The sequence below is a fragment of the Bradyrhizobium sp. Rc2d genome, assembly GCF_900099855.1.
Taxonomy (GTDB): Bacteria; Pseudomonadota; Alphaproteobacteria; order Rhizobiales; family Xanthobacteraceae; genus Bradyrhizobium.
In genome coordinates this window covers 51,259-76,014 of sequence record NZ_FNCU01000045.1, presented here as the reverse complement: position 1 = coordinate 76,014, position 24,756 = coordinate 51,259, and the positions used below count along the sequence as shown (strand labels likewise).

Here is a 24,756-nt window from a genome sequence, read left to right as displayed (position 1 = left end):
AGGCATCTGATAAATTTGGCCGACGCCATCGACTGGGAGACGGCATGATGTCAGCTGCGTCGGAAGTCAAATCTGCGGGCGCGAACATTCAGGCGAGCACGATCAGCACCATTGTGCTCGGCTTTGCAGCCGATCCAATGGCCCGTTGGGTTTGGCCCGACTCATCCGAATATCTCAGGATTATGCCTGAGTTCGTTAACGCATTTGGCGGACGGGCATTCGAGCATGGCACGGCTTACATCACGGAAGGGGCTCGCGCGGCCGCCCTGTGGCTGCCGCCCGGCGTCGAGCCTGATGAAGCGGCCATGGGCGCAATCATGGCGCAGTCCCTGCGTCCGGAGATCGCCGACGATATTCCACACCTGCTCCAGGGAATGGCCGAACATCATCCCCACGAGCCACATTGGTATCTGCCCCTCATTGCCGCCGATCCGAACTGGATCGGCCAAGGCCTCGGCACATTGCTGATGAAACACGCTCTTCGACGATGTGACGAGGAGGGCATCGCCGCCTACCTTGAAAGTTCGAATCCGCGAAACATTTCCCTTTATGAGCGCCACGGCTTCAGGATCATCGGTGAGATACAACACGGTTCTTCGCCGACGATGACGCCAATGTTGCGGACGGTTTCTTGAGCGGAATGGCGGCCGGTTCTCTTTCCAACCGGAGGTATATATCGGCATAACCTTCGCTTCAAACTGACTACGTCCGCAGGTGGCCCACAGCGTCGAACCTCGACGCTTGACCTGGGTCTGCAGTTACGGGGGTAGACCGGACATCGTGGGGGCGGCCGCATCTGCACAGATGCCCACCGTGGACCGGCCAAGAAATGATGGAGTAGTCAGGGCTGCGACTTCGGCCACGGAACGAGGCCTTCCGCTTTCATCGCCGACTGCACCGCCGGCCTGGCGCGAATGCGGTCGCGAAAACGAATAACATGAGTATATGGCGACAGGTCGAAATTCACCCAGCTCGCCCAATTCGAGATGACGAACAGGTGAGCGTCCGCTACAGAATAGTCAGCACCCATCAGGTAATCATTGCGGCTCAAGTGCGCGTCGAGATGAGCAAATCGCCTCAAGAGGCGTGAACGAAAGATGTCTTTCGCTTGTTCTGGCATCCCGGCGTAGAAGAGCGGTGAGAAGCCGCCTTTGTGCAATTCACTCGAAAAGAAATTCAACCAAGCCTGGAGCTGCGCTCTCTCGATCGTGCCGTTGACAGGCGCGAGCTTCTTCTGGGGGGCTAGGTCCGAAATGTACTGTACAATTGCGGCCCCCTCGGTCAGCAGCGTTCCGTCCTCGAGAATCAAAGCTGGCACGTAGCCAAGTGGATTCACGGCTCTGTAATCGCCGCCCACCTCAATCTGCTTGCTATGCTCGTCGACCTTCACGGCCGTGAACGGCAATTCCGCTTCGTAAAGCACGATATGAGGGAACAGGGACGATGAACCAGCGGCGTAAAACAGCTTCATCGGTGACGTCCAGTCCCAAGATCAAGTCGGAGTTTCTGTTCACAATAGCCCTGCAGTTAGAAGTCTCCAATCTCGGCGACACACCCTATGGCAGCCAGCGCGTCGGACGGTTGGTTGCTGGCACTTTCGAGGGACCAAAGGTTAAAGGTACCGTGTTGCCCGGAGGTGCCTGCTGGATGCTAATGCGCCGCGACGATGTGCTGGAAATCGAGGCGCGGATCACCCTCGAAACGTATGACAAGCAGCAAATCTACATGACCTGGAAGGCGTTTCGTCACGGTCCGAAGGAGGTCATTGATCGCCTGAACCGAGGCGATACGGTCGATCCGGAGATGCACTATTTCCGCGCCACGCCATATTTCGAGACAAGCTCGGAAGAATCGCATCTGCTCGATTGCCACAGGCTCCCGGAAGGGTAGAAGCCGCACGTTCGAGGTGTTTCAGGTGTTGTAGGGCGACCGCCCCGGGGATTTTAGGGTGACTTAGTCAGCAACCTTGACCGACCCGAGGCGCAGGAAATCTGCTATTTTTGACATGCGCACTGTTTCCTATCCTACGTGCGCAGGGAGGAATTGCGATGACCATTAATTTGGCTGAAGAGGCTGTGGCCGCCTGGCCGCGCTCGGCTCTTTTCGCTATTGCCTCGAAGGCCGGCTGCACGTCAGACGGGGGAACGGGCGATGACCTCAAGACTCTCAGCGGTGGCGTTCTGGCGACCCCGTGCGGCGCGTAGCTCGGCCTCCGGCCGGATGTTATCGGCGGTGATCGCCTGCAGCTTTTGCTCCAGCTCGGCAACGGTTCGGCTGCGATCGATCACCTTGTCGCGAGGCGGGTCATTGGATGGTTCACAGTGAGCAGGCATGCGGGCCTATTCCAATTGCATTCGGACGCCCCTGGCACCGTTGAGTAGGCGTTTCAGGTGAAAGCCGGCCAGCGGATCGTCCGCATGCATGCCCACCAGCGCGGCGAAAGCCGGGATGGCCGCGGCATCGCCGGCTTCGAGCCTTGCGAAGGCTTCCGCATATTCCGCCGTTGCCGGCGCCTTGAACGCGGCAGCCCTCAATGGTTCATAGGCGCGCAGCGGTTCGCTGCGCCCGCGCAAAATGAGATCGCCGATGGGGCGCCCCTGAAAGTTTTCCGCCCGCTCGGCGATGGCTGCGCTGACGCAAATGCGTGCCCAGAAACTTGTTCGCGCCTTCAAGCCGCGCCGCAATGTTGATGGTGTCGCCGTGGGCGGTGTAATCGAAAAAGCGGCTACCGCCGAAATTGCCAACCAGCGCCGGGCCGGCATGCGCCCCGATGCGAGTGATGCCGAAATTTACGCCCCTCATCTTCCAGCGCTCTCGAAAGTCTCCGGCCCACTCGTTGAGGTCGTGCGCGCAGGCGATGGCGCGTGTTGCGTAATCCGGCTGGTCTCCTGGGGCATTAAAGAGAATGTGAATGGCATCGCCCATCACCTTCGCCACGGTGCCGTCGTGCGCAAAGACGATGTCGGTCATGCCGGCCATATATTCGTTGAGCAATGTGCCCAATATTTCTGGTGCAATGCGCTCCACCATCGCGGTGAAGCCGGTGACGTCCGTGAATATCGCCGCAACGGCGCGGCGGCCGACCTCCATGCCGGTGCCTTCGACGTCGACAGCAAGCCGGCTTGCGAGCTGCGGCGAAAAATATCGAGATAACGATGCATGCGCGCGTTCGGCCTGGATCTGACGCCTGCGAAGCTCACGCATCATTTCAACGTGGCGCAGCGTCTTGTCGATGGTCATCTCCAGATCGGTGAAGTCGATCGGCTTGGTAAGGAAGTCGAAGGCGCCGCGATTCATGGCTGTACGGATGTTGCTCATGTCCCCGTAGGCTGAGACGATAATCGTCCACTTCTTGTCTTCCGCCTCCTGGAGCTTCTGCAGGAGCGACAGGCCATCCATCCTCGGCATTTTGATATCCGACACCACCAAATCGACACGCGGGTTCTGCTCAAGCAATTGCAGCGCTTCGATGCCATCATGGGCAAACACGAAGTTCACCGCACCCTCGCGGATTTGCCTGCGGAATTTTTGCAGGACAAGCGCCTCCAGGTCGGGCTCGTCATCGACAACCAGGATTGTCGCGGTCATGCAGCCTCAAGTCTCGAGTCGATTTCCTGCCGCAGAAGCGTGAAATCAATCGGTTTCGTTACAAGACCAATTGCACCACGCTCGAGCGCTTTTCGGCGGGTGTCTTGGTCGCCATAGGCCGTGATCATGATCACGGGAACGTCCGGCCGCGCCGCGCGCACTATCGGCAGCATCTCGAGCCCGCTCATGCCGGGCATGTTGATATCCGACAGGATCAGGATGAGCGTGGCATCTCGGATCTCGGCGGCGCGTTGCAGCGCCACCGGCGCCGAGGGGGCGAACTCCATGAGGAAGCGGCCAGCACGCAAGTCGCGCCGGAACTGCTGACGGAATAGGGCTTCGACATCGGGCTCATCATCGACGACCAGAATATAGACGCTCAATTTTGCCTCCACTCTGCACCTGCGCGACCGCAGTACGTGGCAGCGTAATAATGAAATCAGTGAAAACGCCTGGCTCGGTCTCGACGTCGATTTTGCCGCCGTGCTGTTTCACGATGATGTCGTGGCTCATCGAAAGGCCAAGCCCGGTTCCTTCGCCTGCGGGTTTGGTGGTGAAGAAGGGATTGAATATCTTTTCCTTCACCTCGGGCGGAATACCGCTCCCGTTGTCGCGAATCCGGATTTCCACCTCATCGCCGAGCCCCCTAGTGCTCGCGGTAAGCGTCGGTTCGAACGCATCATCGTGCGCCTCCTTGCACTTCGTCGCGGCATAGAAGCCGTTCGAGATCAGATTGAGCAACACCCGAGTGATCTCCTGCGGGTACAGATCAATCATGCCAGCGTTCGGATCAAGGTCGCGCTTCAGGGTGATATTGAAGCCGGATTTCTCGGCGCGCGCGCCATGATAGGCTAGATTGAGGCTCTCCTCGACGATCGCGTTGATATCGGCAGGACGGCGCTCGCCGGACCCCTCGCGGGAATGCAACAACATGTTCTTGACGATGGAGTCGGCGCGCTTACCATGTTGCACGACTCGTTCGAGATTGCTCTTCAGCGTTGCCGTGAGTTCTTCGATGTCCTCCCGAGCCGTGTCAGATTTGAGCATGTCATTGAGCTCGTCGATCAATTCCGAAGACAGCGCCGAGAAATTGTTGACGAAGTTGAGCGGGTTTTTAATTTCGTGGGCGATACCGGCGGTGAGCTGACCGAGGGACGCAAGTTTCTCGGTCTGGATCAAGCGGTCTTGCGCGGCGCGCAAATCGTTCAGCGATTGCGAGAGCTCTGTCGTGCGCTCACGCAGTTCATTCAGCAGATTCGCATTTTCGATTGCGATTACGGCCTGGTTGGCGAAGTTGGCCACGAGCTCCGTCTGCTTGTCTGTGAACGGCTTCACCTCCTGGCGGAAAATCGTGATCGTGCCAATCAACTCGTCCGCCTTGAGCATGGGCACGATGACGACCGTCCGCGCTCCGGCAAGATCGGCCAGCGCGCGAACGTTCGGATTGCCTTGGAGATAAGGCGGCTGTGTCCTGATGTCGTCGATGTGAACGGTTTGATGGGTTCTCTCGACAGTTCCGAGCCCGCTCTCCGGATGCGGGCGGATGAGCTGATAGAGCTGAGTGTTAATATAGGCCTCCGGCGCGTTGTATAGCGCGACCGTACGAAAGCCGCCTTCCTCGTAAAGGGTCATGGTGCCGAACTTGGCGCCGCAGATCCGCGTCGCATTTTCCAACAGTTTTTGGAAGATCGGATCCAATTCTCCAGCCGACGAACTAATAGTTTCGAGGACTTCGGAAGTCGCTGTCTGTTGCTCCAGCGACTCGGTCAAGTCGCCAGTGCGTTGACGTAACTCCCTGAGCAGGCGTGTGTTCTCAATCGCGATAACCGCCTGCTTGGCGAAGTTCGTGACGAGGTCGGTCTGCTTGTCGGTGAAAGGCCGCACTTCCTGGCGGTAGATCGCAATCGCGCCGACCAAATCGTCTTCCTTGAACATCGGAACCAAGAGCAGCGTGCGGATGCCGGCCACTTCGACGGCTGCCACGGGCAGCGGATCGCCCTCAAGATAGGAGCGGCTTTCGCGCATATCGGGTATCTGCACCGCTCGTCGCGTTTGCATGACAAGAGTCAGCGGGGCGTGCGGGCTGGGATGATAGAGGGTGCCGCTCCGCCATTGCTCGACGTAGGCCTCGGACAGTGCGCCGTGGATCGCCGCACTGCGGAACGCGCCACCTTCGCGAAGCCACATCACGCCAGAGCTCGCTTCGCATAGCCGAGTCGCATTCGCCAGCATGGCCTGAAAGACGGGCTCCAATTCACCCGGAGAAGAGCTGATGACCTGCAACACCTCCGAGGTTGCCGTTTGCTGTTCGAGCGACTCCCTTAGTTCAGTTGTTCGGGACTCGACCTTTCTTTCCAAATCTGCGTAGGACTCCTGCAGGCGCGCACCCATCTCGTTGAACTGGTCGGCCAGGCCCTCCAGTTCGTCGCCGGTCTTGATCGAAATGCGCTGGGCGAGATCGCCGGCGCCGATGCGCGCGGCACCGGCACGCAGCGCCTGGATGGGGCCGACCATGCGTCGCGCCAACAAGATTCCCGCAAGTACTGCGAAGAGGGATGCCGCAAGGAGCACGATTGCAAGCCGCTGCAAGGCGGCGTAGAGCGGGGCATAGGCTTCCTCAACCGGCAGCTCGACGAACATGGTCCAGCCCAGCGGAGAGATCGGCGCGGAAGCCGTCAGCACGTCTTGCCCCTGGATATTCAGCGCGCCCTGCAGCGCCTCGGCTGTGCCGTCGCTGTGGCCGGCCTGGGCTGCCCGCACCTGTGCGAGCTTGGACATATCGGTGTTGCGCAAGACCAGGCTGATATCGGGATGTGCAATCAGCCGCCCTTGCGCGCCCACGACGTAGGCGTGACCATTGTTTCCGACCTTGATCTGCGAGACCACGTCCCAGATCAGCTTCAGATTAACCTCGGCGATGCTGACACCGGCATCCTTTCGCGTGCCAGCCACCGCTAATGTCATGTACGGCTCGGACTCCCGGCGAAAATAGACTGGCCCGTAATAGATCTTGCGGGCCACGGCCTCGGTGAATTTCGGCTCCTTGGAAAGATCAGGTCCGCTGTCGATTGTGTCCATGACCAGTTTAGAGACGCGCAACCGCTCCCGGCCGGTCGAGTCGACCTGGGCGAGCTCCATGACCGCTGGCACCTGGTGCAGCAATCGCAAGGCATCAAAGCGTCGCTGTTCGATCGAGCCTGCCGACCACGGCAGTTGGGTGGTCCAACCGAGCTGGCGCTCGATTTCCTTGATAAACTGGGTGATCTTGGTCGCCGCGGCCTCCGCCTGTTCATGCTGAATCCGGATCAGCGACGCCTTGTGCTCACGATAATAGAAAAATACTTCGAAGATGCCGTTGGATAAGAGCGCGATGCCGACGACAGTGACAAATAGCGCAACGTATTTGGTGAACAGTCGGCTTCGCGTTCTCGCCGTCGATGAAGCCGGCCCCGACCCAGTGCTCGCCAGCGGCGATCCCGCCAGCGTCCGACCCTGCGACGTACCCGGGTGGACGGAGATGCTCATTGGTGAAATCTAGCAGCAATATCCAAGTTTGTCCTCATGCTGCAGCGCAGGAGAGGAAATGCTAGGTCGATGCAAGCACTGATCTCTATTAATCGTTGCACTGAACGGACATGGCGAAAGCAAGTCCGTGCCTATGATCCGCTTCACAGTTGTGCGTGCATTTGAGCCCTCGCCGGTGCTCCCGTACTGAGGCTCGATCGTCGGCCAGATCCAAGCGCAGTTCCTGCCATCGGGAGAAGAAATCGCGGCCATTGCACTTGATAACAAGGCTGTCAGTTGGGCCAATGCCTGTGCTCCTCAACGAGGCGCTCCCGGTGCGCGACGAATAAATCAGGTCAACCAAACTACCCAACATGATCGCGTCTCCCGATTGGCCCCGGCTGGACGCCAACTTGTTTTCGGGACGATTTCGCGGCTGCGGAGTTGGTTTCGTCCGAGCTTGCGATCGAAATCTGCTGATCGACAGTCTCCAAACTAATCCTTAGCCGCGCCCCAACCAATCTGTTAGGATTTTTGTTTCAAAGGCGTTCTCCTCTGAGGGGGAGGGCACATGCGACGAAGAGATTTCATTTCTCTCCTCGGCGGTACGGTGACTTGGCCGCTGGCGGCTCGCGCGCAGCAGCAAAAAAACGTCGCCCGGATCGGCTTCTTGGCGACCGGACCACTCGAATCACCAGAGACGAGCGCTGCTCGCAATGCTTTTCTGCAACGCCTGCGTGAACTCGGCTATGTCGAGGGTCAAAACATACACGTAGTGGTCAGAGCCGCGGACTCGATCGTTGAGCGGCTTCCAGCTTTGGCCAACGAACTGGTCCGTCTCAAAGTCGATGTCATCGTCGCACCGAATTCGCTGGCGGCCCGTGCCGTGCAACAGGCCACCACTACTGTACCCACCGTGGTTCCGGTCATGGGCGACCCCGTCGGAGATGGTCTGGTCGACAGCCTCGCGCGACCTGGCAGAAACATCACCGGCTTGACTTTCTTGGGGCCAAAACTGCTGCCGAAGCGCCTTGCTCTGCTCAAGGAAGCGTTGCCGGCGGTTTCGCGGGTGGCAGCTCTCTGGCAGCCCCGGGCATATAGCGAGCACACGATGAGAGATATGACGAGCGAGACAGAGGCCGCGGCAAATGCCTTGGGGCTACACGTTGAATTTGTCGCTGTGTCGGGACCGGACGACTTAGTCTCGGCATTCTCGGCGATTGCTGCACAGCGCGCCGACGCCCTGATCGGATTTCCGAGCCCAATGTTTTTTCTTGAACGAAGACGCATCGTCGAGCTCGCCACCGAGCACCGGCTGCCCTCGATGTTGTTTGACAGGGAGTTTGTCGCACTCGGCGGGTTGATGTCCTACGGAGCGAACATCACCGACTCGTTCCGGTTGGGCGCCAACTACGTCGACAAAATACTCAAAGGTGCACGGCCCGCCGACCTGCCAGTTGAGCAGCCGACGAAGTTTGAACTATGCGTCAACCTCAAGACAGCCAAGGACCTTGGGATCGACCTTCCAGCGACTCTGCTCGCCCGCGCCGACGAGGTGATCGAATGAGACGGCGGGATTTCATTGCATTGTTCGGAGCGCTGGCATGGCCAGTCGCGGCGGCGGTCGCCCAGGGCTCGCATAAACGATCGGTCATCGGCTTTCTGTCACCGGGCGCCCAGAAGTTCACGATGCATCACACCGCACCGGAACCATACGTGGCTGGACTTCCAGCGAAGCAAATGGAGCTCGCGCGCGAAATCGTACCCGCCGCGAGCACGGTCGGGTTGCTCACCAACATCAACGATCCCAAGGCGCCGCCTCAGGTGCAGGAGCTGGAGGTCACCGGGCGGGCGCTGGAGGTCAAACTTCTCTCCGCTGACGCCAACCGACCGGAGGACCTCGACAGTGCCCTTCAGACCCTCGCCAGCGCGCATGTTGATGTCGTCATCGTGCTTCAGACCTCGATGCTGATCAGCGAAAATGCGCGAATTGCCCAGTCGGCATTCGCCAGGCGATTGCCAACCGTTTACGGATATCGGGAACATGTCGTTGCCGGCGGGCTGGTCAGCTATGGCGTCGATTTGCGCTGGTGCTTCCGCCGCGGCGCCTATTTTGTCGACAAAATTCTGCACGGTACTCCGGCGGGTGATCTGCGGTTGAGTTTCCGACCAAGGTCATGCTTTCGGTCAATCTTTCGACCGCGAAGGCTATCGGCCTCGCCATCCCCGCGTCTCTACTCGCCCGCGCCGACGAGGTGATCGAATGAAGCGGCGGGAGTTCATAGCGGCTACCGCGGCGCTGCTCTTTTCGTCATCGCGTTCGCGAGCGCAAGGGACACCTCGGCGAATCGGCGTCTTCGGTTTCTTGGATCCGATAGCTCGCGAAGCGTGGCACGGTGGCTTGCGCGAAAGGGGTTGGATCGAGGGCAAGAACCTGCTGATCGAATATCGTAATGCCGAAACCCCGGATCGCGTGCCAACGTTAGTTGCCGAGTTGATGGCTCTAGCTCCCGATCTGATAGTTGCCTCCGGGCCGCAAGCAGCCTTACCCCTGAAATCGGCAACTGCCACCATTCCGATTGTGTTCGTGGCTGTGTATGATCCCGTGGCGCTTGGCCTCGTCCAAAGTCTCTCCCGCCCAGGGGGCAACATAACCGGACTTGCGACCTCCGCGGGAGTAGCGGTCGACAAACGAATAGAAATCCTCCGCGAACTGGTGCCTGGCGCCTCGAAAATTGCGATCCTGGTCAATCCGGGCAACCCAATTCACAGGCTGATATTAGCCGAGGAGGTGCCCAGCACAGCCGGGAAGCTCGGCGTGGCTCTGCCGATAGTCGAGGCGACCACGGCCGAGGAACTCGACACCGCCTTTGCCTCGGCCGCCGCCCAGCGCGCCGATGCGATGATTGTTTTTGGCGACTACCTCACCGTTCGCCAAGGCCCGCGAGTTGTCGCGCTCGCGGCAGAACATCATCTGCCCGCGATTTATCTCTTCCGACAATTCGCCAATGGCGGATTGGTCGTTTACGGTCCCGATATAGCCGATCTATACCGCCGTGCAGGCGGCTATGTTGATAAGATCCTCAAAGGCACCAGGCCTTCCGACCTGCCGGTCGAGCAGCCGACCAAATTCGAGCTGGTGATCAACATGAAGACTGCCAAGGCGCTCGGCCTCACGGTGCCGCCCTCGTTGCTCGTTCGCGCCGACGAGGTGATCGAATGAGGCGGCGAGAGTTTGTCGAGCTTCTCTTTCTCGCGGCAATTGGTTGGCCCCCCGCCGCTTCGGCTCAGGCGTCACCGCGTATCTGGCGGATCGCAGTGTTGATGCCCTACGGGGAAGGCGAGACATCGAGTTCAATACGCAGCGCTTTCGAACAGGCGCTCGGGGATTTGGGATGGATTGACGGCCAAAATGTCCAGATCGAATATCGCCTCGCGGGCGGCGATTTTGGCCGGCTGCGCAGTTTGGCAAGAGACGCGGTCGAGCTCCGTCCCGACGTCATCGTAGCCCTTAACACACCGTTGGTCGCTGCGCTGCTTGACGAGACGCGCTCGATCCCTGTTGTCTTCGGTCTCGTATCGGACCCAGTGGGGAGCGGCTTCGCCCAAAGCTACGCTCGGCCCGGCGGCAATGCCACCGGCTTCGCCTATGGGGGTAGTGGCCTCGCGAGCAAATGGCTTGAATTGCTCAAGGAAATTTCGCCCGCGATCGTCCGGGTTGCGGTCCTCTTCCATCCCGACGCCGCCCCCGGCGGCGGAGCGTATTATCTGCATCCGTTCGAAGTTGCTGCTCCGTTGTTTGCGATCACGCCGATCGCCGCCCCCGTTCGCAATCCCGACGAAATCGCGAGAGTTATTGGACGACTCGAAGGCAAACCGCCTTGCGGTCTCATTGTGACCGCAGACTACTTCGTCTCTAGTCAACGTGAACTCATCGTTACGCTTGCCGCTCGTCACAGGGTGGCTGCGATCTATCCCTGGCGTGAAATCGGCGGCGGCCTGATGTCGTACAGCCTCGGCGAGCCCCTTGCACCCCAACTCGCAGCGTATGTCGATCGCATTTTGAAGGGTGCCAAGCCGGCAGAGCTTCCAGTGCAAGAGCCGACCAAGTTCAAACTGATCAATCTAAGAACGGCCAAAGCGCTCGATCTCGATGTGCCACCCTCACTGCTTGCCCGCGCCGACGAGGTGATCGAATGAAGCGGCGGGAGTTCATTGCGGGATTGGGAGCCGCGACGGCGTGGCCGGTGGCCGTGGCCGCACAGCAGCCGCGCAAGAGTTATCGGATCGGCATCCTTGCCGCCGGTTACGCCCCAAAACCTGATGACCCAATCTGGCCTGCCTTCATGGACGGCTTGCGCGAACTTGGATACATCGAGGGGAGAACGTGGCCCTCGAAGGTCGCTATGCTGGTGGCCACCTAGAACGCCTTCCAGCCCTGGCCCAGGAGCTTGCAGGGCTCAAGGTCGATGTGATCGTCGTTTTCGGTCCTACACCAATGCGTGCGGCTAAGGTCTCCGCACAAGGCATCCCAATCGTGATGGTCGCGGGAAGCAGCGACCCCGTTGCGGAAGGCTACATCGCCTGCTTCGCCCGGCCAGTACGGGCTTGACATACGCCGTCTCCGCCGAACGGTTCAACAAGCAGCTTGAGCTCTTGAATGAGGCGGTAGGCCCCCTTTCGCGCGTGGCAATGCTGTGGGACGGCGAGATGGAGTTGTTTCGCCGCTCCTGGGCGCCAGCACTGGACGAAGGAGCGCGCCGGCTCAATGTCAAAATCGAGGGACCTTTCCCCGTACGAGCTCCCGAAGAGTTCGAACGCGCATTTGCGGAGATGGTTGATAAGAAAGTCGAAGCCGTGCTCGTGGCTTCTTCAAGCATCATCGGCCAAAACCGACTAAGGCTCGCTGACCGTTCGGCATCGGATGCCCGTGATGGCCGCATTCAGGGAGTTTCCGCTGACCGGCAGTTTGATAAGCTATGGGCCGAACTTTCACTCCATTTACCGCAGGGTATCCACTTTCGTCGACAAGATTTTGAAGGGGACGCCGCCGAGCGAGATCCCGGTGGAGCAGCCCGCGAAGTATGAACTGATCATCAATTTAAAGACCGCCAAGGCACTTGGCGTCGAAGTACCAGCAACGCTGCTCGCCCGAGCCGACGAGGTGATCGAATGAGGCGGCGCAACACGGCCGGCGCGGGGCGTGGGCTTCGCCCATTGGGCCGGGGGCTCCGCAAAGCCTTGGCGACCTCGTTAGCGAATGGAGCTCCCGCCCGGAGGTGTAAATGGCTTTCCAGGCCAACAATTATTGCCGCCCATCCGCTCCACAAAGTGGTAGGCTCTGCATTCAATTAGCCGTGGCCCGTGGAGAACGTGCATGCGACGGCGCGACTTCATTGCTTTGTTCGGGAGCGCTGTACTGGCTTGGCCATATGCGGCTCGCGCACAACAAGCCGGCAGGATGGCACAGGTAGGCGTTCTGGTCGCGGAGTCAGCGCCTCACCCATTTGCGGAAGCGTTCCGGGCCGGCATGCGGGATGTCGGTTATGCGGAGGGCCGCAACGTCATGATTCATTGGCGTTATGCCAACGGTCTGTTTAGTCGAGCGGTCGAACTCGCGGCCGAGCTCGTTGGGATCAATGTGGATGTGATCGCCGCGCATCATACGCCGGCGGTCAAAGCGTCCGTGAGTGTTACACGAATGATCCCAATCGTAATGTCGCCGGCGGGTGCGCCATTAGAAACGGGACTCGTTGCCAGCCTCGCGCATCCAGGAGGAAACGTAACGGGTCTATCCTCGATGGAAGCGGAGCTGGGCAGCAAGCGCATTGACCTGCTGCGAGAGGTAGTTCCCGGTTTGGCACGCGTGGCGGTTCTTGGTTCCAAATCCGATCCGTTCACGCGTCCTTTTGTGCAGGATATCCGGGAAGCCGCGAACCGCGCCGGATTACAACTGCAACCCATTCTGGTCGACGCACCGAGCGAATTCGAAGGCGCGTTTGCAGCGATGGGGGCCGCCGGCGCACAGGCGGTAATTATTCAGCCGCTATTCGGTCCTCAGACGAGCATGATCGTTGCGTTCGCGGCGAAGCACCACCTCGCGGTAATGTCCAGCTATGGTGATACGACCCGGGCCGGCGGACTAATTTCTTACTCGGCGGACCACGCTGCTTATTTCAAACGGGCTGCGGTTTTCGTCGACAAGATTCTGAAGGGTGCAAAGCCTGCCGACTTGCCGGTTGAGCAGCCCACGAAATTCGAGCTGATCGTGAACCTCAACACTGCAAAGTCGCTGGGATTGACAATCGCGCAGTCATTCCTCTTGGAGACCGACGAGGTGATCGAATGAGGCGGCGGCAGTTCATAACGCTTGTTAGCGGCGCGGTGGTTGCGTGGCCGCTCGCGGCACGCGCGCAGCAGAACGACCGCACCAAGCGGATCGGAGTCCTGCTGGGGGCGACTACCGAGCATGATCCGGAGTCGGAGGCCCGCCTTTCGGCTTTTCGCCGCGGGCTTGAGGAGCTTGGTTGGATCGATGGGCGCAACATACGCATCGAATATCGTTTTGCCGGGGGTGATGCCGATCGTATCCGCACCTACGTGACGGAGTTGGTGAAGTCGGCTCCGGATCTGATCGTCGCCAACAGTTCTCCGGTCATCGCCGAGTTGAAGCAAGCCACCGGCACGATCCCGATCATCTTTGCCGTCGTCAATGATCCGGTGAGTCAGGGCTTCGTCACTAGCCTCGCTCATCCAGGAGGCAATATCACGGGCTTTACCCTCATTGAGTTCGAGATCGTCGGGAAATGGCTTGAGCTGCTGAAGGAAATGGCGCCACGGACCAGCCGGGCGAAGCTCCTGTTCAATCCCGTGACGGCGCCCTTCTTCGTGGTTTGGCTGAGAGATATCGCGGCCGTGTCTGTAGCCTCAATCGAGCTGGAGCCCGCGCCGGTGCACGACCGGGCCGAGATCGAGGCAACGATGGCTGCGCTCGCACGCGAGCCGGGCATGGGGCTGATTACTGCGGCGGATGTGTTCACGGTCGCCAACCGCAGTTTGATCATGGGCTTGGCGGAGCGTTACCGGCTGCCGGCGATGTATCAATTCCGACAGTTCGCCGCGGAAGGCGGCCTGATCTCCTACGGGCCCGATACTGCCGATATCTTCCACCGGGCGGCGGCCTATGTCGACCGCATTCTCAAGGGCGCCAATCCGGCAGACTTACCGGTTCAGCAGCCGTCGAAATTCCAGCTGGTCCTCAACTTGAAGACGGCGAAGGCACTCGGGCTGACCGCGCCACCATCACTGCTCGCCCGCGCCGACGAGGTGATCGAATGAGGCGGCGTTCTTTCATCCGGATCGTTGGTGTAGCCGTTGTGGGCTGTTGAACGCCCGTGCCACGCCTGCTGCGGAAATATCGCGCGTCGTGATGCTTTCGATTGCGCCCGTAAGCTCGCAAAGGCACGCTGCGGCCGCGCAGCATGAGATCGCCGATCGGATGCCCCCTGAAGTTTTCAGCCACCTCGGCGACCGCCGCGCTGACACAAATGCGTGCCGAGAAACTTTTTGGCCACTTCCGCCGAAATTGCCGACTAGCGCTGGACCCGCATGGATCCGATCCCGCCAGATCGCTTTGGGCGCTTAAAGGGCTTCACTGGTCGCGGACCCCAACAGCGACCCGCGTGGCGGATTTTTAGGCCGGGCAGAGGGGGGATGCCTGCAAACGAAGGCTGGTCGCGGGGGCCACCGTTGGCATTGACCGTCTGCGCTCGCTCGCCGATGATCCTGCCTAGCTCTACATTTCGAGGAGTGTCGGCCATGAAACTCGCGCCACACGCCGAAAATCTGATGGAGCGCATTGCGCTCATGGCCAATCTCGTGCCGCGCCCCCTCCTTGATACGCAAATCGCTTTCACCGCAGCGCGCGCCATCATGGTCGCGGCCGAAGTCGGGTTGTTCGAGGCGCTGGGCAGGGGCGATCAGACAGCTGAGGCGGTCGCTACCGTCTGCGGAACCGATCCCAAGGCGACGAAGCATCTCCTCGGATGTCTCGCCGGCATCGGCTATGTAAGCTGGCGAGACGGCAAATACCGATTGTCACCGTCTATGCGGAAATGGCTGCTGCAATCGAGCCCGAGTTCTGTCGTCGCTAAGTTGGCCTTCCAATCGATCGAATGGGATATCGTCGGCAAGGTCGGAGAATTCGTACGCAACGGCAAGCCGCTCGATATTCACGCGCATATGAACGCCCAGGAATGGGCGATCTATCAGGACGGCATGCGCGACGTCGCCGCTAATCCCGCCGTCGAGCTTGCCAAGCGCATGCCCGTGCCGCTAGGCGCGACGCGGCTTCTCGACATCGGCGGCTCGCACGGGCTGTACTCGACCGAATTGTGCAAGCGCCATCCCGCGCTCGTCGCCACCATCCTCGAACTGCCGGGCGCGGCGGACCGCGCGCGCGAGATCGCGCAGCGGGAGGGTCTCGGCGATCGCGTGAGGTATCGAACCGGCAATGCGCTGTCGGACGATCTCGGCGAGGCAACTTTCGACCTCGTGATGACCAACAATCTCGTGCATCACTTCTCGCCGGAACAGAACGCCGATCTCGCGCGGCGCGTGACCCGCGCGCTCGCACCCGGCGGCGTGTATGCCATCGGTGACTTTCTCAGGGCCCCCCATCCCGGCGCGGGTGGAGGCGTGCCGGCAGTAATGGACCTCTATTTCGCGCTGACAAGCGCGTCAGGCACATGGACGCTGGACGAGATCGTTTCATGGCAGCGCGGGGCAGGTCTCACGCCGATGAAAACGATCCAGTTCTCGAGCCTGCCAGGATGGGCGTCGCTGCCGGCAACGAAGGACAAATGAGTGGCCGCGATCAGGCATCGACATGCGCGCTCGGTGGCGGCTCCATCATAGCCGCGCCGTAAGAATGAAAAAGTCAGTAATGCACGAGACCGGTTGTGGCCGTCTGAGACCTTGCGATGGTTACTGAAGATGTCCGACCGAGGGCTAGCCGGAAGTCATCGCAGGAGGAACAAACCGATGCGATTTGACCCAAAGCCGTCCTGCGCCACGCGCCGCATTTGCGACGCAGCATTTGCACATGCAGTCGGTACGACCATCAAAACGTGATACTCTGCGCCCCATCGTCCTCAAGCTACGATGAGGATCGAATGAAGCGGCGGGAGTTTATCGGGCTTCTGGCCTGGGCTGCGGCTTCGTCAGATCGGGCACTTGCGGAGCTGTCAGGTCGCGTCCGGCATATCGGCATATTACTCTTTGCTGATCAGGATCGGGCTGTCATTGCTCCACTGCTTCAGCAGCTTGAGCGCTTGGGCTATATCGACGGTAAGACAGTCGCTATCGAGTACCAGTGAGCCGGGCGGTGGTTTGGTTGTTGCAGCAGACAGCTTTATCGGGGTTCACCGAGCAAAAGTTGTGGCCAGTGCGGCACAGTATAGAGTTTCAGCTTCTTATCCATTCATCATCGAGGGAGCTCTGATTTCCTACGGCCCCTCCGTTGGACAGTTCTACGATGCACTTGGACCCTACGTAGATAAAATTCTCAAAGGGGCAAAACCGAGCGAGCTGCCGGTCCAAGTCCCAACCAAGGCAGACCTCGTAATCAACCTGCGAACTGCGAGAAGTTTGGGTCTACAGGTGCCTGCAACTCTATTGGGCCGCGCCGACGAGGTGATTGAATAGGATTATTGCTGAACCGCATAGTCCGGTTGTGGCCCGACTGCGAAGTTAGGTGGGACTTAGAAAAGATCGGCTTGTTAGGGTAAACCGGAAGCGGCTGAGCCCCGGTCCGACCCATGACGTTCCTGCAGAGGAACCGACGCGCTTTAATTTTCTCATTAACCTCAAGACCGCTAAGGCGCTCGGCCTTGCAGTACCGCCGTCGCTACTTGCCACTGCTGACCGGGTGATCGAATAACGATCCTGTTTGCGGCACCACATGAGTCCGGTTGCGGCCCTTCTGAGCCATGCGGGCCCGGCCGAATGTCCGCTTTGCACCAATACCGGCCACCTCCCGAGACTCGGAATTCGGCAGCGTTCGAAGAGAGGGAATCGTGCCTGACTTAAATGAGACTCCAAATCCGTTTGATCGATCAATTTGGAAGTATTGGTGTTTCTGTTCTACCAGATTTGTAGTTCGCTTTAGAGCACACTCAGGCGCGGGGATCGGTCCGATCGCACTTTGGGCATCGTCCGTCTGCGGCAGCGGCAAGCTGGCGGCCGATCTCTTCCCTGAGAGCTTCTCCTTCCCAGGTTGTCCCGTCGCTCCTAACGACCCGTTTGGCGCGTTCGTAAGCATGGCTCTCGGCGGCGTCGTCGCCGACCCGGATGGTGACCTCATCGTGGAAAGGACAGACCGTCGTCGCACGGGTCGTCTCGAGCGCGTGGCGTACCACTGCGGTTAGATCGTCGACATTGGCGGGCATCGTGATGGCTCCTCTTACTTGAGGTGCTCGCGACGGCATCTGTGCCGGGCGGCGGCCGGCCGGTCGCTTCCATAACCCTTGCTGCCGTGTTGACCTGGTAGAGCCGAACGCAAATCAGCCCCGACTTCCAGAGGAGCGCCGAGGCCGATTGTTCGCTTACGTCTTCTGTCCAGGGCTGTGGCAGTTCAACCCGCGGTGCCGACTTTTCGTTCCATCGAACTCGCCGGCGGAGCCGCTCTCCGGAGCCGACTCCCTAGTCGCGGTCGCTTGGACCCTGTCTCTGAAGCGGCACCTGAGCGTCAGTGCGCCCGATCTGGGCAGACCGTTCGCCTTGATGCACCGCAAAGTCGGGATGGGCCTTAAGTAGTCAACCGCAATTTCGCCGGCGGCGGTTCGGAGCATGAAGAGGGGCATGCAGCGCCAGATCCTCTTCAGGTGCTCGCGCACCGGCATGAACGTCCAGCATCGGTTGGATGACGATCGGCCCGAGGCTGGCTGCGCAACGCTCGAAGTCGTGGGGGCGAGACTGAAAGAACGCGTGGATCTTTGCGACGATCGCGAGGTCAGCGGGCGTGGCTGGAAGCTGCTCGGACTTGCTTCTGTGCTCTATCGACCGCACCGCCTTGAGTGGACGGCAGCGACCAGTGAGAACCCAGTCTGCCCACACGTGAGGTGCGCGTGCGAGCGGATCCTGTCCCTTAATCAAGTCGTCGATCCAGAGACGCGGAATCTCCGCGACCTCCAGGATAGTGAACCTGGCGCGGTAGTTCTGGAATCTCAGCCCCTCACTGGACCTCCAGACGGCCACTAGGTCATCGAAGTTCTCGATGTCGGGACCCGGCACAGCCAACCCGAGAAAGCGGACGTCGCGCCACTCTCCCGTGCCGGAGAACACGAAGATCGGAGGGATCGACCGCCTTCCGGCGTCGCCGACATGAAGCCGATCGAAGAAGCGCCGCAGCAGTTCGTTTCCGAAGCGCCGCGTTTCGTGGAGGCCGCGGCCGGGTCTCTTGTTGTCGCCAAAGTAGATGAAGGTCCCACTCTCCCTGTCGAGAGAGTCGGGCCAATCCGGATCATCAAGCGAGGTCTTGAGGACGACGAGACTGAGGTTTTCGAGGCTGCCTCGGTACCGGAAGCCACCCTGGTTCGAAACATCCAGCAATCTCGGGAGCGGATCGTTGGCTGCGCGAGCAATTTCGCGCCCCTGGTTCAGGCGAGAGATGTCGTGTCCGCAATGGACGCAAATGAACTCAAGGAATTCCTTGCTGCGGCCACATACCACGCCCTCTTCCTGTCATGTCAGCCCAGTCAGAAATCATACCCGTCATCCGAGCACTCCCATGGGGTCTGGACGTACTTTTTGCTGAAGGCACTCACTGGTCAAGCGGAAGCCGCGCTCGGGCCGGGACGCTATCTGACGGCGACCTCGCTGCAGGATTACCTGCGGAAGGAGGTGCCGAACTATGTGACCCACCATTTGACCGTGAAGGGCAATCAGATTCCGCGCGCTATCATCGAACAGTCGAACACGTTTCAGATCCGGCATGTGCCTGAGCCCAAGTTGCCGATCGCCGAAGCAGGAGACTTGTCTCCGGTGAAGGTGACGCCGCGCGACGAGTACCTCGAGGGCCGAGAGGACGGAAAGGTCCGCATGCTGGACGGCTTTGACAAGCAGCGGCATAAGATCTTTCCGACCGTGACTGCCAAGACTAACGAGTTCGTTCGGGGTCTGCTCGCGACCCAGATCGATGACGAGATCGGTGGTCTATACAGGGAGGCCAAAAAGACACTGAAAATGTCGGCCCGCGAATTGGTCATGGACAGCGGCGATGGCGACGGGAACCTCGATTGCAGCTACTTCCGCTTTTCGATCGAAGGCCAGCAAGATCCGGACGATGCCAGCCAATACGTGATCGTGCGTCGCCTCGAGTTGCGCGAGGGCTGGGAAGACCGCGAGAAGGAGATTGATGACTTGTTCGGCTCGATCTTCGACAGTCTGGTGGTGGAGATCGACTCCAGGAGCCTGAAATTCGATGCGCTCGTCGAATTGTTCGAGCGTATTGAAAGCACGCATGGCGGCAACCTCGACGAGGACCGCAGGTCGAAACGCATCGAATACGCCGCTGCGGACGGAGCGCGCATCACTATCGATGTCGGCGAGGGCCGTCTTGCCTTGTCCAAGCGCAACACCAGCAGTTGTTCCGAGTTGGTCGACATCGCGCGGCAATATCGTTTCACGCTCGATGGACCTTCACGACTTCTACTGGCATCGACCTGACCGGCCGCAGCGGAATTGCATCCGGCGATGCAAATCCTGTCGCCGGCGGATCCTTCGGCACTTGTCACCAGCTACCCCGCTTGCGGTGTACCGCGGCCGGATGGGGCCGCGGAGGATTAGTTGGCTGTCTCCTCTGTGGTCCTCGGCGAGTTGGTCTCCTGGCCGCAACCGACCAAGCGGGCGCTGCGGTATTCGCGCCTTGCATTATTTCGCTCGATCGAAGTTGCGGTTTCAGCCAAATCAGGCTGCAAAACGTGACACACTTATGGGGTATTTGACGCGTTTATGGGGTGCGCGACAGGTCTTCACCGCATGCGTACGATCAGCTCCGTATCCCAGTAGAGATAATCCAGCCAGCTGAGGTAGTTCGGCGGGAACATCCAAACACTGCAAACGGGAGCGCGGCCCTGCAAGGCGCCGGTGATCAAGGCATTGCTGGGGCGATCGGCGTGCTGACCGTCGCCGATCGCCCCACCTCATATCGCCGATCGACGGGGGCGCGCTGGCTCCTCCGAAACGGCCTGTTCGGCCCAATTATGCAGGGACGCATCGGCCTTCCGGAAAAGTGCCGCGCGGACCGGATCATGTAGCATAATCTGCTTCAGCGTCTGGCCGGCAATCGAATCTTTGAAAGCGACCTGACGACCGAAGGACTCTACGCTGTGCAGGCCGAATTCGTGCCTTAGGAGCCGTACATCGTCGCTGTGGAGTTGACCGAGAAACATTTGGGGCTCTCGCGCGGTGTCGTGGCAAACCGCCCAGCCCGGCGGGCCAGAGGGCATTCCGCGGCGCTGCCATCCTTTCTCGCAATAGCAAAGACATGGGAGGGCGAATACCTCTCCAATGAGGTCCACGCTGGACTCGCGGCCACTCGAATTCACCATGTGAAGAATGACGCGCCCGGACTCCACCATCGCACGAAACGTGATGTCGGCGACTTCCTGCTCATGGAATACCAGATTCACGGGTGACTTCTTCATAGCTTGTTCCTCGATAGGTCTTTGAGTGGATCCGGGATTTGCAAGTCGCGGAAGAAGCTGAATTGACCCCCCTCGCTTTTTTCGAGCTCCAGAATCGGCGAAAAAATCGAGGCGAAATTCGGAAGTTCTTTCAGGAGGATCTGAGATCGAGTCGTTCTCAAAACGAAATCGAGTCGTTCTTAAAGCGGAAACCGAGTCGTTCTCAAAGTGTCCGCACAGAAGAACCGCCTTCCGCTGGCCGTGCGGCACTCGAACCCACATCCATACGCTTATGAGCGGGCCGCTCTGACCATTAAACTTCAGTGCTGAGAGAAAGGTTTCACCCGCATCCGGAGCCAGACCGGTCGGCAACAACGTTGCAGAGCCTGCTCAAAGCTGGTCGGGCAACTAGCGCATTCGTACAATGAACTACCGGCCATTTCATCTCATCTTTTCTTTCGCCGCTCCAACCACTCCCGAGCTGCCTCCTCCATAACAGACCAGGCCGCGCGATCTTCTGCTATGGCGGCCATTTTAATTGCCCTGATGATCTCCGGGTCCATCATGGTGAGGAATTGACGGCGATCTCCTAAGGGCGATCTACGTCCTCGCTTCGCCGATTTCTTCTTCTCGATCATCCGAGGTTCGCGTTTGCCAGTTTAAGCGTAGGAAGGTCCCACGCCTAACACATCGCCACAAGTCCACGCCGCTGCTCCGACAACTGCCGAAGGCTTGTGCGTGAAACTATAAAATTACACGGGCTGTAATCCTTTGAATTCATTGCCATATTTCTTTTTCTTGCAGAGAGTTATATAATTATATAAGTATATAAGAAGTAGGTCGTTGGGAGACTGCAGATGGGGGATTGGCGAATCGCTCTAATCGAGGCTTATCCAAAAGTTTTCCATGCGGTATTCGACGCACCCTTCCAGTGCATTCGAGAACAAACATGCTCGACAACAAAACTGCAAGCGCGCCCGAGCAATTTACCTCGGCCAAGACGACTGCGGCGATTCCGATTTCGCATCCTGCAATACGGGACGCCCTAATCCAGTTTTCGCTCGACGCCGCAGTTCGCTCAATCGACTACATAGGAGGTGCTATCGTTGGCTCGGAACATGTGGATATCGGCGCCGTTTTCAGATGCGAGAAAGACGACCTTTTTGAAGCGGGGCTGCACACATTCTGTGTTAGGCTGTGTTAGGTCGTCCGCTAGGCGCAGTGCTCATGCCCTCAGCTAAGCCTCGAAGCGCGCGTCATCCCACCGCGGTTCAGTCAGCCTATAAGATCGAGATTGGAGCGGCCCACCGGTGGTGCCTTTCTGGAACCCGAATCACCGGGAAAGCGCTTGTTGTAAGATGAGAATCCATTCGCAATTTTGCTGGAAAGGGCTCGCCAGTTTCGCAGCTATTGGCTTACAAGGTTCGCAAGCTGGATTTGACGAGGTGACGCAAGTGGCTGATTTTCTTGGCCTCAGATTCTCGACAATTGCCCGACAGTCCAATAGGCTCGCCCCGACATGCGCTCACAACTCGCCCGCAAGCCCGAGAAGACCTACCACCATGGCGATCTTCGCGATGCCTTGATCAAGGCCGCGCTGCGCGAAGCGGAACGCGGTGGCGCCGAGGCGATCAGCATCAAGGCGCTGGCCAAGCAGCTCGGCGTCTCGCAGCCGGCGCCATACCGGCATTTTGCCGACCGCGAGGCCTTGCTTGCGGCGGTGACGGCAGAGGCGTTCCGGCAGCTCAGTGCAACCTTTCGGGCGGCGATGGCGAAACCGTCAGACCAGTCGAAGCTGTCGCGGCTGGCGCAGGCAATGCTCGACTTCGGATTGCGCCGCAACGGCATCTATCGCCTGATGTTCGCGTCCCGCACAGTGTCCTGCGCCGCCATGGGCAGCGAGCTGCATGAGGCCACGCGCGAGACGTTTGCGCTTGTGATCGAGGCCCTGGAGGTACCTGCCGTCGGCTATTTGCGCGAACGGCAGGCCCTCAAGATCTGGGCGGCGCTGCACGGCGTGGTGATGCTGGCCGAGCAGGGCCTGTTCACCGGCGAGGCCGCTCATGCCACGCGCGAGGATCTCGTCCAGGATTTCGTGAGCGAAACGAAGGCCGCGCTCGCGGTCGCGATCAAGGATGCCCGGCGAAAAAAGAACGGCGCTTAAGCCTTCGCCTTCAGCAGGCTCATCAGCTTCTCGACGGCGCTGTCCGGTGTGGTGACGACAGGGCGGCCGGTGGCTTCCGCAACCAGCGGCGCCGTTGCCGCGATGCTGAACTGGGCCAACGCGATAACATCGCAATCGCGCAAATCGCGCGATGCCTCCGCAATCAGCCGGTCGTGCGTGGCACGGTCGCCGCGATCGAGCGCAGCCAGCGCGCCCTCGGCAAGTTTCGGCACGATTTGGACGGAAGCAGGAAATTCCGGCGGCATCGAGACTAGGGTCGGCGGGAAGGTCGAGAGCAGGCCGATGCGCTTACCCATGGTCGCCGCACGCTCGATCATCGCCTCATTCGGCTTCAGCACCGGCATCGGCGCATGCGCCCGCGCGACCGCCTCGATGCAGGGACCGAAGGCGGAACAGGTGAACAAGATCCCGTCCGCCCCCGTCGCTACGGCGTAATCGCCGAGCGCCAGGAAGCGCTCGGTCATGGTGTCGGTGAGCGCACCGTCGCGCGCCAGATCCGCCGACAGGCTGTCGTCGAGCAGGTTCATCAGCCGCGCCTCTGGCCACGCCTGCGCGAACGCCGCCTCGATCGGGGCGATGGAGTACTTGAGTGCGTGGATGAGGGCGATGCGCATGGGATGTCTCGTCTCCCTCGCCCCGCTTGCGGGGAGAGGGTGGGGTGAGGGGGAGTCTCCGCGGGGACGGTGAGAGTTGGACTCGCGGAAGCTCCCCCTCACCCGACCGCTGCGCGGTCGACCGATCCCCGCAGGCGGGGAGAGGTGAAGCACCGTCTACTTGAACGGCAGCGCGTACATCAAGCCGCCCTTGCTCCAGAGGCCGTTGAGGCCGCGATCGAGCTTAAGCGTGCTGGCCTTGCCGACATTGCGCTCATAGATCTCGCCATAATTGCCGGTGGCCTTGATCGCCGTGACCAGCCATTTGTTGTCGAGCCCAAGCCGCGAGCCGAGGTCGCCGGAGGCACCGAGGAGCCGCTGGATCGCAGGCGTCTGCGACTTCGCCATCTCGTCGACATTGGCTTGGGTGACGCCGAGTTCTTCGGCCTCGATCAGACCGTAATGCAGCCAGGTGATGATGTCGCTCCAGACCTCGTCGCCGTTGCGGGTGAAGGGGCCGAGTGGCTCCTTGCTGATGGTCTGCGACAGCACGACGTAGTCGGCCGGGTTCGGCGCCGCGGTCGTCACGGCACCCGCGAGCGCAGAGGCGTCCTGGGTCATGGCATCGCAGCGGCCGCCGAAGAAGGTCTGGTACATGGTGTCGATGCGGTCGAACACCAGCGGCTTCCAGTCGATACCGTTGGCACGGCCGTAGTCGCCCAGCGTGACCTCATGTGTGGTGCCTTGAGCCACGCAGACGGTGGCGCCCTTGAGGTCCTTCAGCTCCTTCACGCCGAGGTCTTTCTTCACGACAAAGCCCTGGCCGTCGTAGAAGTTGATCGGCCCCTGCCGCAGGCCCAGCGTCACGCCGCGCAAGTATGTCTGGGTCGAGTTGCGGTAGAGCACGTCGATCTCGCCCGATTGCAGCGCGGTGAAGCGGTTCTGCGCGGTCAGCGAGACGTAACGCACCTTGTTGGGATCACCGAGCACGCCGGCCGCGAGGGCGCGGCAATAGTCGACGTCGAGACCCTTGTAGTTGCCTTGCGAATCCGGCGCGGAGAAGCCGGCAAAGCCGGCGCTGACGCCGCACACCAGCGTGCCGCGGCTCTTCACCGTGTCGAGCGTCGCGGCCGACGCGACGACCGTCGATGCCGCGAGCACGCCCGCTGCGATAACCACTTTCCTCATCATGCTAGTCTCC

The 24,756-nt window shown here is 60.1% G+C and carries 26 protein-coding genes and 2 pseudogenes; 16 read left to right on the top strand and 12 right to left on the bottom strand.

All coding sequences use genetic code 11. The features are described from left to right. The first annotated feature begins 44 nt into the window (after positions 1-44). The gene (locus tag BLV07_RS36045) at positions 45-635 is read left to right on the top strand and encodes a GNAT family N-acetyltransferase (RefSeq protein WP_502690272.1); all 591 of its coding nucleotides are present in this window, start codon (positions 45-47) and stop codon (positions 633-635) included. Between the two features lie 206 nt (positions 636-841). Here the strand turns inward: BLV07_RS36045 and gstA are convergent, their stop codons facing one another. Next, positions 842-1,471: a glutathione transferase GstA gene (gstA, locus tag BLV07_RS36040; protein WP_091895413.1), complete on the bottom strand. Its 630-nt coding sequence runs from the start codon at positions 1,469-1,471 to the stop codon at positions 842-844. On the opposite strand from gstA, the gene BLV07_RS36035 reads away from it, so the two are divergent. Continuing rightward, positions 1,444-1,890 (top strand): DUF3237 family protein, encoded by a 447-nt coding sequence (locus tag BLV07_RS36035; RefSeq protein WP_091895410.1) that lies wholly within the window; start codon positions 1,444-1,446, stop codon positions 1,888-1,890. The genes gstA and BLV07_RS36035 overlap by 28 nt on opposite strands. Before the next feature lie 242 nt (positions 1,891-2,132). On the opposite strand, the gene BLV07_RS46815 is transcribed toward BLV07_RS36035, so the two are convergent. From BLV07_RS46815 to BLV07_RS36020, 4 genes and pseudogenes are all read right to left on the bottom strand, one after another. Beyond that, positions 2,133-2,333: a hypothetical protein gene (locus BLV07_RS46815; protein ID WP_143035590.1), complete on the bottom strand. Its 201-nt coding sequence runs from the start codon at positions 2,331-2,333 to the stop codon at positions 2,133-2,135. A 6-nt stretch (positions 2,334-2,339) separates the two neighbouring features. Continuing rightward, a pseudogene (locus tag BLV07_RS36030) lies at positions 2,340-3,588 on the bottom strand (adenylate/guanylate cyclase domain-containing protein). Then, complete coding sequence (locus BLV07_RS36025; protein ID WP_091895407.1) at positions 3,585-3,971, bottom strand: response regulator; 387 nt, start codon at positions 3,969-3,971, stop codon at positions 3,585-3,587. Before BLV07_RS36025 ends, BLV07_RS36030 begins: the two are co-directional and overlap by 4 nt. Further along, positions 3,943-7,113, bottom strand: coding sequence for a GAF domain-containing protein (locus BLV07_RS36020; RefSeq protein ID WP_091895404.1), 3,171 nt, complete (start codon positions 7,111-7,113; stop codon positions 3,943-3,945). Before BLV07_RS36020 ends, BLV07_RS36025 begins: the two co-directional genes overlap by 29 nt. A 550-nt stretch (positions 7,114-7,663) precedes the next feature. Between BLV07_RS36020 and BLV07_RS36015 the strand changes: the two genes are divergently transcribed. From BLV07_RS36015 to BLV07_RS35975, 8 genes are all read left to right on the top strand, one after another. After that, positions 7,664-8,659 carry an ABC transporter substrate-binding protein gene (locus BLV07_RS36015; RefSeq protein ID WP_091895400.1) on the top strand — a complete coding sequence of 332 codons (996 nt, stop codon included), beginning with the start codon at positions 7,664-7,666 and terminating at the stop codon, positions 8,657-8,659. A gap of 20 nt (positions 8,660-8,679) precedes the next feature. Beyond that, positions 8,680-9,351, top strand: coding sequence for an ABC transporter substrate binding protein (locus BLV07_RS36010; protein WP_244551316.1), 672 nt, complete (start codon positions 8,680-8,682; stop codon positions 9,349-9,351). A 4-nt stretch (positions 9,352-9,355) separates the two neighbouring features. Further along, positions 9,356-10,315, top strand: coding sequence for an ABC transporter substrate-binding protein (locus tag BLV07_RS36005; protein WP_091895397.1), 960 nt, complete (start codon positions 9,356-9,358; stop codon positions 10,313-10,315). Beyond that, positions 10,312-11,292, top strand: a complete 981-nt coding sequence (locus BLV07_RS36000) for an ABC transporter substrate-binding protein (protein WP_091895394.1) — start codon at positions 10,312-10,314, stop codon at positions 11,290-11,292. Before BLV07_RS36005 ends, BLV07_RS36000 begins: the two co-directional genes overlap by 4 nt. Beyond that, entirely contained in the window at positions 11,289-11,516 is a 228-nt protein-coding gene (locus BLV07_RS35995) for a hypothetical protein (protein ID WP_091895391.1), read from the top strand. Before BLV07_RS36000 ends, BLV07_RS35995 begins: the two co-directional genes overlap by 4 nt. A gap of 500 nt (positions 11,517-12,016) precedes the next feature. Next, on the top strand, positions 12,017-12,268 hold the full coding sequence (locus tag BLV07_RS35985; protein WP_091895385.1) for an ABC transporter substrate binding protein: 252 nt from the start codon (positions 12,017-12,019) through the stop codon (positions 12,266-12,268). Between the two features lie 201 nt (positions 12,269-12,469). Further along, a complete protein-coding gene (locus BLV07_RS35980) occupies positions 12,470-13,441 on the top strand; it encodes an ABC transporter substrate-binding protein (RefSeq protein ID WP_091895382.1) in 972 nt (323 codons plus the stop codon). Then, positions 13,438-14,430 (top strand): ABC transporter substrate-binding protein, encoded by a 993-nt coding sequence (locus tag BLV07_RS35975; RefSeq protein WP_091895379.1) that lies wholly within the window; start codon positions 13,438-13,440, stop codon positions 14,428-14,430. Before BLV07_RS35980 ends, BLV07_RS35975 begins: the two co-directional genes overlap by 4 nt. A 109-nt stretch (positions 14,431-14,539) precedes the next feature. Here BLV07_RS35975 and BLV07_RS49165 read toward each other — a convergent pair. Next, positions 14,540-14,650: pseudogene (locus BLV07_RS49165) on the bottom strand (adenylate/guanylate cyclase domain-containing protein); the annotation flags it as partial. A gap of 50 nt (positions 14,651-14,700) precedes the next feature. Here BLV07_RS49165 and BLV07_RS35965 point away from each other — a divergent pair. From BLV07_RS35965 to BLV07_RS35960, 3 genes are all read left to right on the top strand, one after another. Further along, the gene (locus BLV07_RS35965) at positions 14,701-15,957 is read left to right on the top strand and encodes a class I SAM-dependent methyltransferase (RefSeq protein ID WP_091895371.1); all 1,257 of its coding nucleotides are present in this window, start codon (positions 14,701-14,703) and stop codon (positions 15,955-15,957) included. 308 nt (positions 15,958-16,265) lie between these two features. Beyond that, the gene (locus BLV07_RS47965; RefSeq protein WP_176945973.1) at positions 16,266-16,469 is read left to right on the top strand and encodes a hypothetical protein; all 204 of its coding nucleotides are present in this window, start codon (positions 16,266-16,268) and stop codon (positions 16,467-16,469) included. Next, positions 16,372-16,797, top strand: a complete 426-nt coding sequence (locus tag BLV07_RS35960) for an ABC transporter substrate binding protein (protein ID WP_176945980.1) — start codon at positions 16,372-16,374, stop codon at positions 16,795-16,797. The genes BLV07_RS47965 and BLV07_RS35960 overlap by 98 nt, the downstream gene beginning before the upstream one ends. A 470-nt stretch (positions 16,798-17,267) precedes the next feature. On the opposite strand, the gene BLV07_RS35955 is transcribed toward BLV07_RS35960, so the two are convergent. Together BLV07_RS35955 and BLV07_RS47960 are read right to left on the bottom strand one after the other, a co-directional pair. Beyond that, positions 17,268-17,540 carry a hypothetical protein gene (locus BLV07_RS35955; RefSeq protein ID WP_091895365.1) on the bottom strand — a complete coding sequence of 91 codons (273 nt, stop codon included), beginning with the start codon at positions 17,538-17,540 and terminating at the stop codon, positions 17,268-17,270. A gap of 367 nt (positions 17,541-17,907) precedes the next feature. Beyond that, positions 17,908-18,822, bottom strand: coding sequence for a hypothetical protein (locus tag BLV07_RS47960; RefSeq protein ID WP_244551313.1), 915 nt, complete (start codon positions 18,820-18,822; stop codon positions 17,908-17,910). Here BLV07_RS47960 and BLV07_RS35940 point away from each other — a divergent pair. Continuing rightward, a complete protein-coding gene (locus BLV07_RS35940) occupies positions 18,775-19,818 on the top strand; it encodes a hypothetical protein (protein WP_244551312.1) in 1,044 nt (347 codons plus the stop codon). The genes BLV07_RS47960 and BLV07_RS35940 overlap by 48 nt on opposite strands. 476 nt (positions 19,819-20,294) lie before the next feature. On the opposite strand, the gene BLV07_RS47955 is transcribed toward BLV07_RS35940, so the two are convergent. Then, complete coding sequence (locus BLV07_RS47955; protein ID WP_176945977.1) at positions 20,295-20,798, bottom strand: hypothetical protein; 504 nt, start codon at positions 20,796-20,798, stop codon at positions 20,295-20,297. Between the two features lie 425 nt (positions 20,799-21,223). Beyond that, a complete protein-coding gene (locus BLV07_RS35930; protein ID WP_091895353.1) occupies positions 21,224-21,415 on the bottom strand; it encodes a hypothetical protein in 192 nt (63 codons plus the stop codon). Between the two features lie 311 nt (positions 21,416-21,726). On the opposite strand from BLV07_RS35930, the gene BLV07_RS35925 reads away from it, so the two are divergent. Beyond that, a complete protein-coding gene (locus tag BLV07_RS35925; protein ID WP_091895350.1) occupies positions 21,727-21,981 on the top strand; it encodes a hypothetical protein in 255 nt (84 codons plus the stop codon). A gap of 315 nt (positions 21,982-22,296) precedes the next feature. Continuing rightward, the gene (locus BLV07_RS35920) at positions 22,297-22,941 is read left to right on the top strand and encodes a TetR/AcrR family transcriptional regulator (RefSeq protein ID WP_091895347.1); all 645 of its coding nucleotides are present in this window, start codon (positions 22,297-22,299) and stop codon (positions 22,939-22,941) included. Here BLV07_RS35920 and BLV07_RS35915 read toward each other — a convergent pair. Together BLV07_RS35915 and BLV07_RS35910 are read right to left on the bottom strand one after the other, a co-directional pair. Continuing rightward, positions 22,938-23,576 (bottom strand): aspartate/glutamate racemase family protein, encoded by a 639-nt coding sequence (locus tag BLV07_RS35915; protein ID WP_091895344.1) that lies wholly within the window; start codon positions 23,574-23,576, stop codon positions 22,938-22,940. The genes BLV07_RS35920 and BLV07_RS35915 overlap by 4 nt on opposite strands. A gap of 156 nt (positions 23,577-23,732) precedes the next feature. After that, positions 23,733-24,746, bottom strand: coding sequence for an amino acid ABC transporter substrate-binding protein (locus tag BLV07_RS35910; protein ID WP_091895341.1), 1,014 nt, complete (start codon positions 24,744-24,746; stop codon positions 23,733-23,735). Between the last annotated feature and the right edge of the window lie 10 nt (positions 24,747-24,756).

Coding starts and splice junctions, on each gene's coding strand:
- BLV07_RS35915 (WP_091895344.1), bottom strand. CDS start 23,576: ATGCGCATCGCCCTCATCCACGCACTCAAGTACTCCATCGCCCCGATC.
- BLV07_RS36005 (WP_091895397.1), top strand. CDS start 9,356: ATGAAGCGGCGGGAGTTCATAGCGGCTACCGCGGCGCTGCTCTTTTCG.
- BLV07_RS47965 (WP_176945973.1), top strand. CDS start 16,266: ATGAAGCGGCGGGAGTTTATCGGGCTTCTGGCCTGGGCTGCGGCTTCG.
- BLV07_RS46815 (WP_143035590.1), bottom strand. CDS start 2,333: ATGCCTGCTCACTGTGAACCATCCAATGACCCGCCTCGCGACAAGGTG.
- BLV07_RS36015 (WP_091895400.1), top strand. CDS start 7,664: ATGCGACGAAGAGATTTCATTTCTCTCCTCGGCGGTACGGTGACTTGG.
- BLV07_RS36045 (WP_502690272.1), top strand. CDS start 45: ATGATGTCAGCTGCGTCGGAAGTCAAATCTGCGGGCGCGAACATTCAG.
- BLV07_RS35965 (WP_091895371.1), top strand. CDS start 14,701: ATGGATCCGATCCCGCCAGATCGCTTTGGGCGCTTAAAGGGCTTCACT.
- BLV07_RS35930 (WP_091895353.1), bottom strand. CDS start 21,415: ATGATCGAGAAGAAGAAATCGGCGAAGCGAGGACGTAGATCGCCCTTA.
- BLV07_RS35955 (WP_091895365.1), bottom strand. CDS start 17,540: ATGCCCGCCAATGTCGACGATCTAACCGCAGTGGTACGCCACGCGCTC.
- BLV07_RS35975 (WP_091895379.1), top strand. CDS start 13,438: ATGAGGCGGCGGCAGTTCATAACGCTTGTTAGCGGCGCGGTGGTTGCG.
- BLV07_RS35995 (WP_091895391.1), top strand. CDS start 11,289: ATGAAGCGGCGGGAGTTCATTGCGGGATTGGGAGCCGCGACGGCGTGG.
- BLV07_RS35980 (WP_091895382.1), top strand. CDS start 12,470: ATGCGACGGCGCGACTTCATTGCTTTGTTCGGGAGCGCTGTACTGGCT.
- BLV07_RS47955 (WP_176945977.1), bottom strand. CDS start 20,798: ATGAAGAAGTCACCCGTGAATCTGGTATTCCATGAGCAGGAAGTCGCC.
- BLV07_RS36000 (WP_091895394.1), top strand. CDS start 10,312: ATGAGGCGGCGAGAGTTTGTCGAGCTTCTCTTTCTCGCGGCAATTGGT.
- BLV07_RS35910 (WP_091895341.1), bottom strand. CDS start 24,746: ATGATGAGGAAAGTGGTTATCGCAGCGGGCGTGCTCGCGGCATCGACG.
- BLV07_RS35985 (WP_091895385.1), top strand. CDS start 12,017: ATGCCCGTGATGGCCGCATTCAGGGAGTTTCCGCTGACCGGCAGTTTG.
- BLV07_RS36035 (WP_091895410.1), top strand. CDS start 1,444: ATGAACCAGCGGCGTAAAACAGCTTCATCGGTGACGTCCAGTCCCAAG.
- BLV07_RS35920 (WP_091895347.1), top strand. CDS start 22,297: ATGCGCTCACAACTCGCCCGCAAGCCCGAGAAGACCTACCACCATGGC.
- BLV07_RS36020 (WP_091895404.1), bottom strand. CDS start 7,113: ATGAGCATCTCCGTCCACCCGGGTACGTCGCAGGGTCGGACGCTGGCG.
- BLV07_RS35925 (WP_091895350.1), top strand. CDS start 21,727: ATGCTCGACAACAAAACTGCAAGCGCGCCCGAGCAATTTACCTCGGCC.
- BLV07_RS35940 (WP_244551312.1), top strand. CDS start 18,775: ATGGACGCAAATGAACTCAAGGAATTCCTTGCTGCGGCCACATACCAC.
- gstA (WP_091895413.1), bottom strand. CDS start 1,471: ATGAAGCTGTTTTACGCCGCTGGTTCATCGTCCCTGTTCCCTCATATC.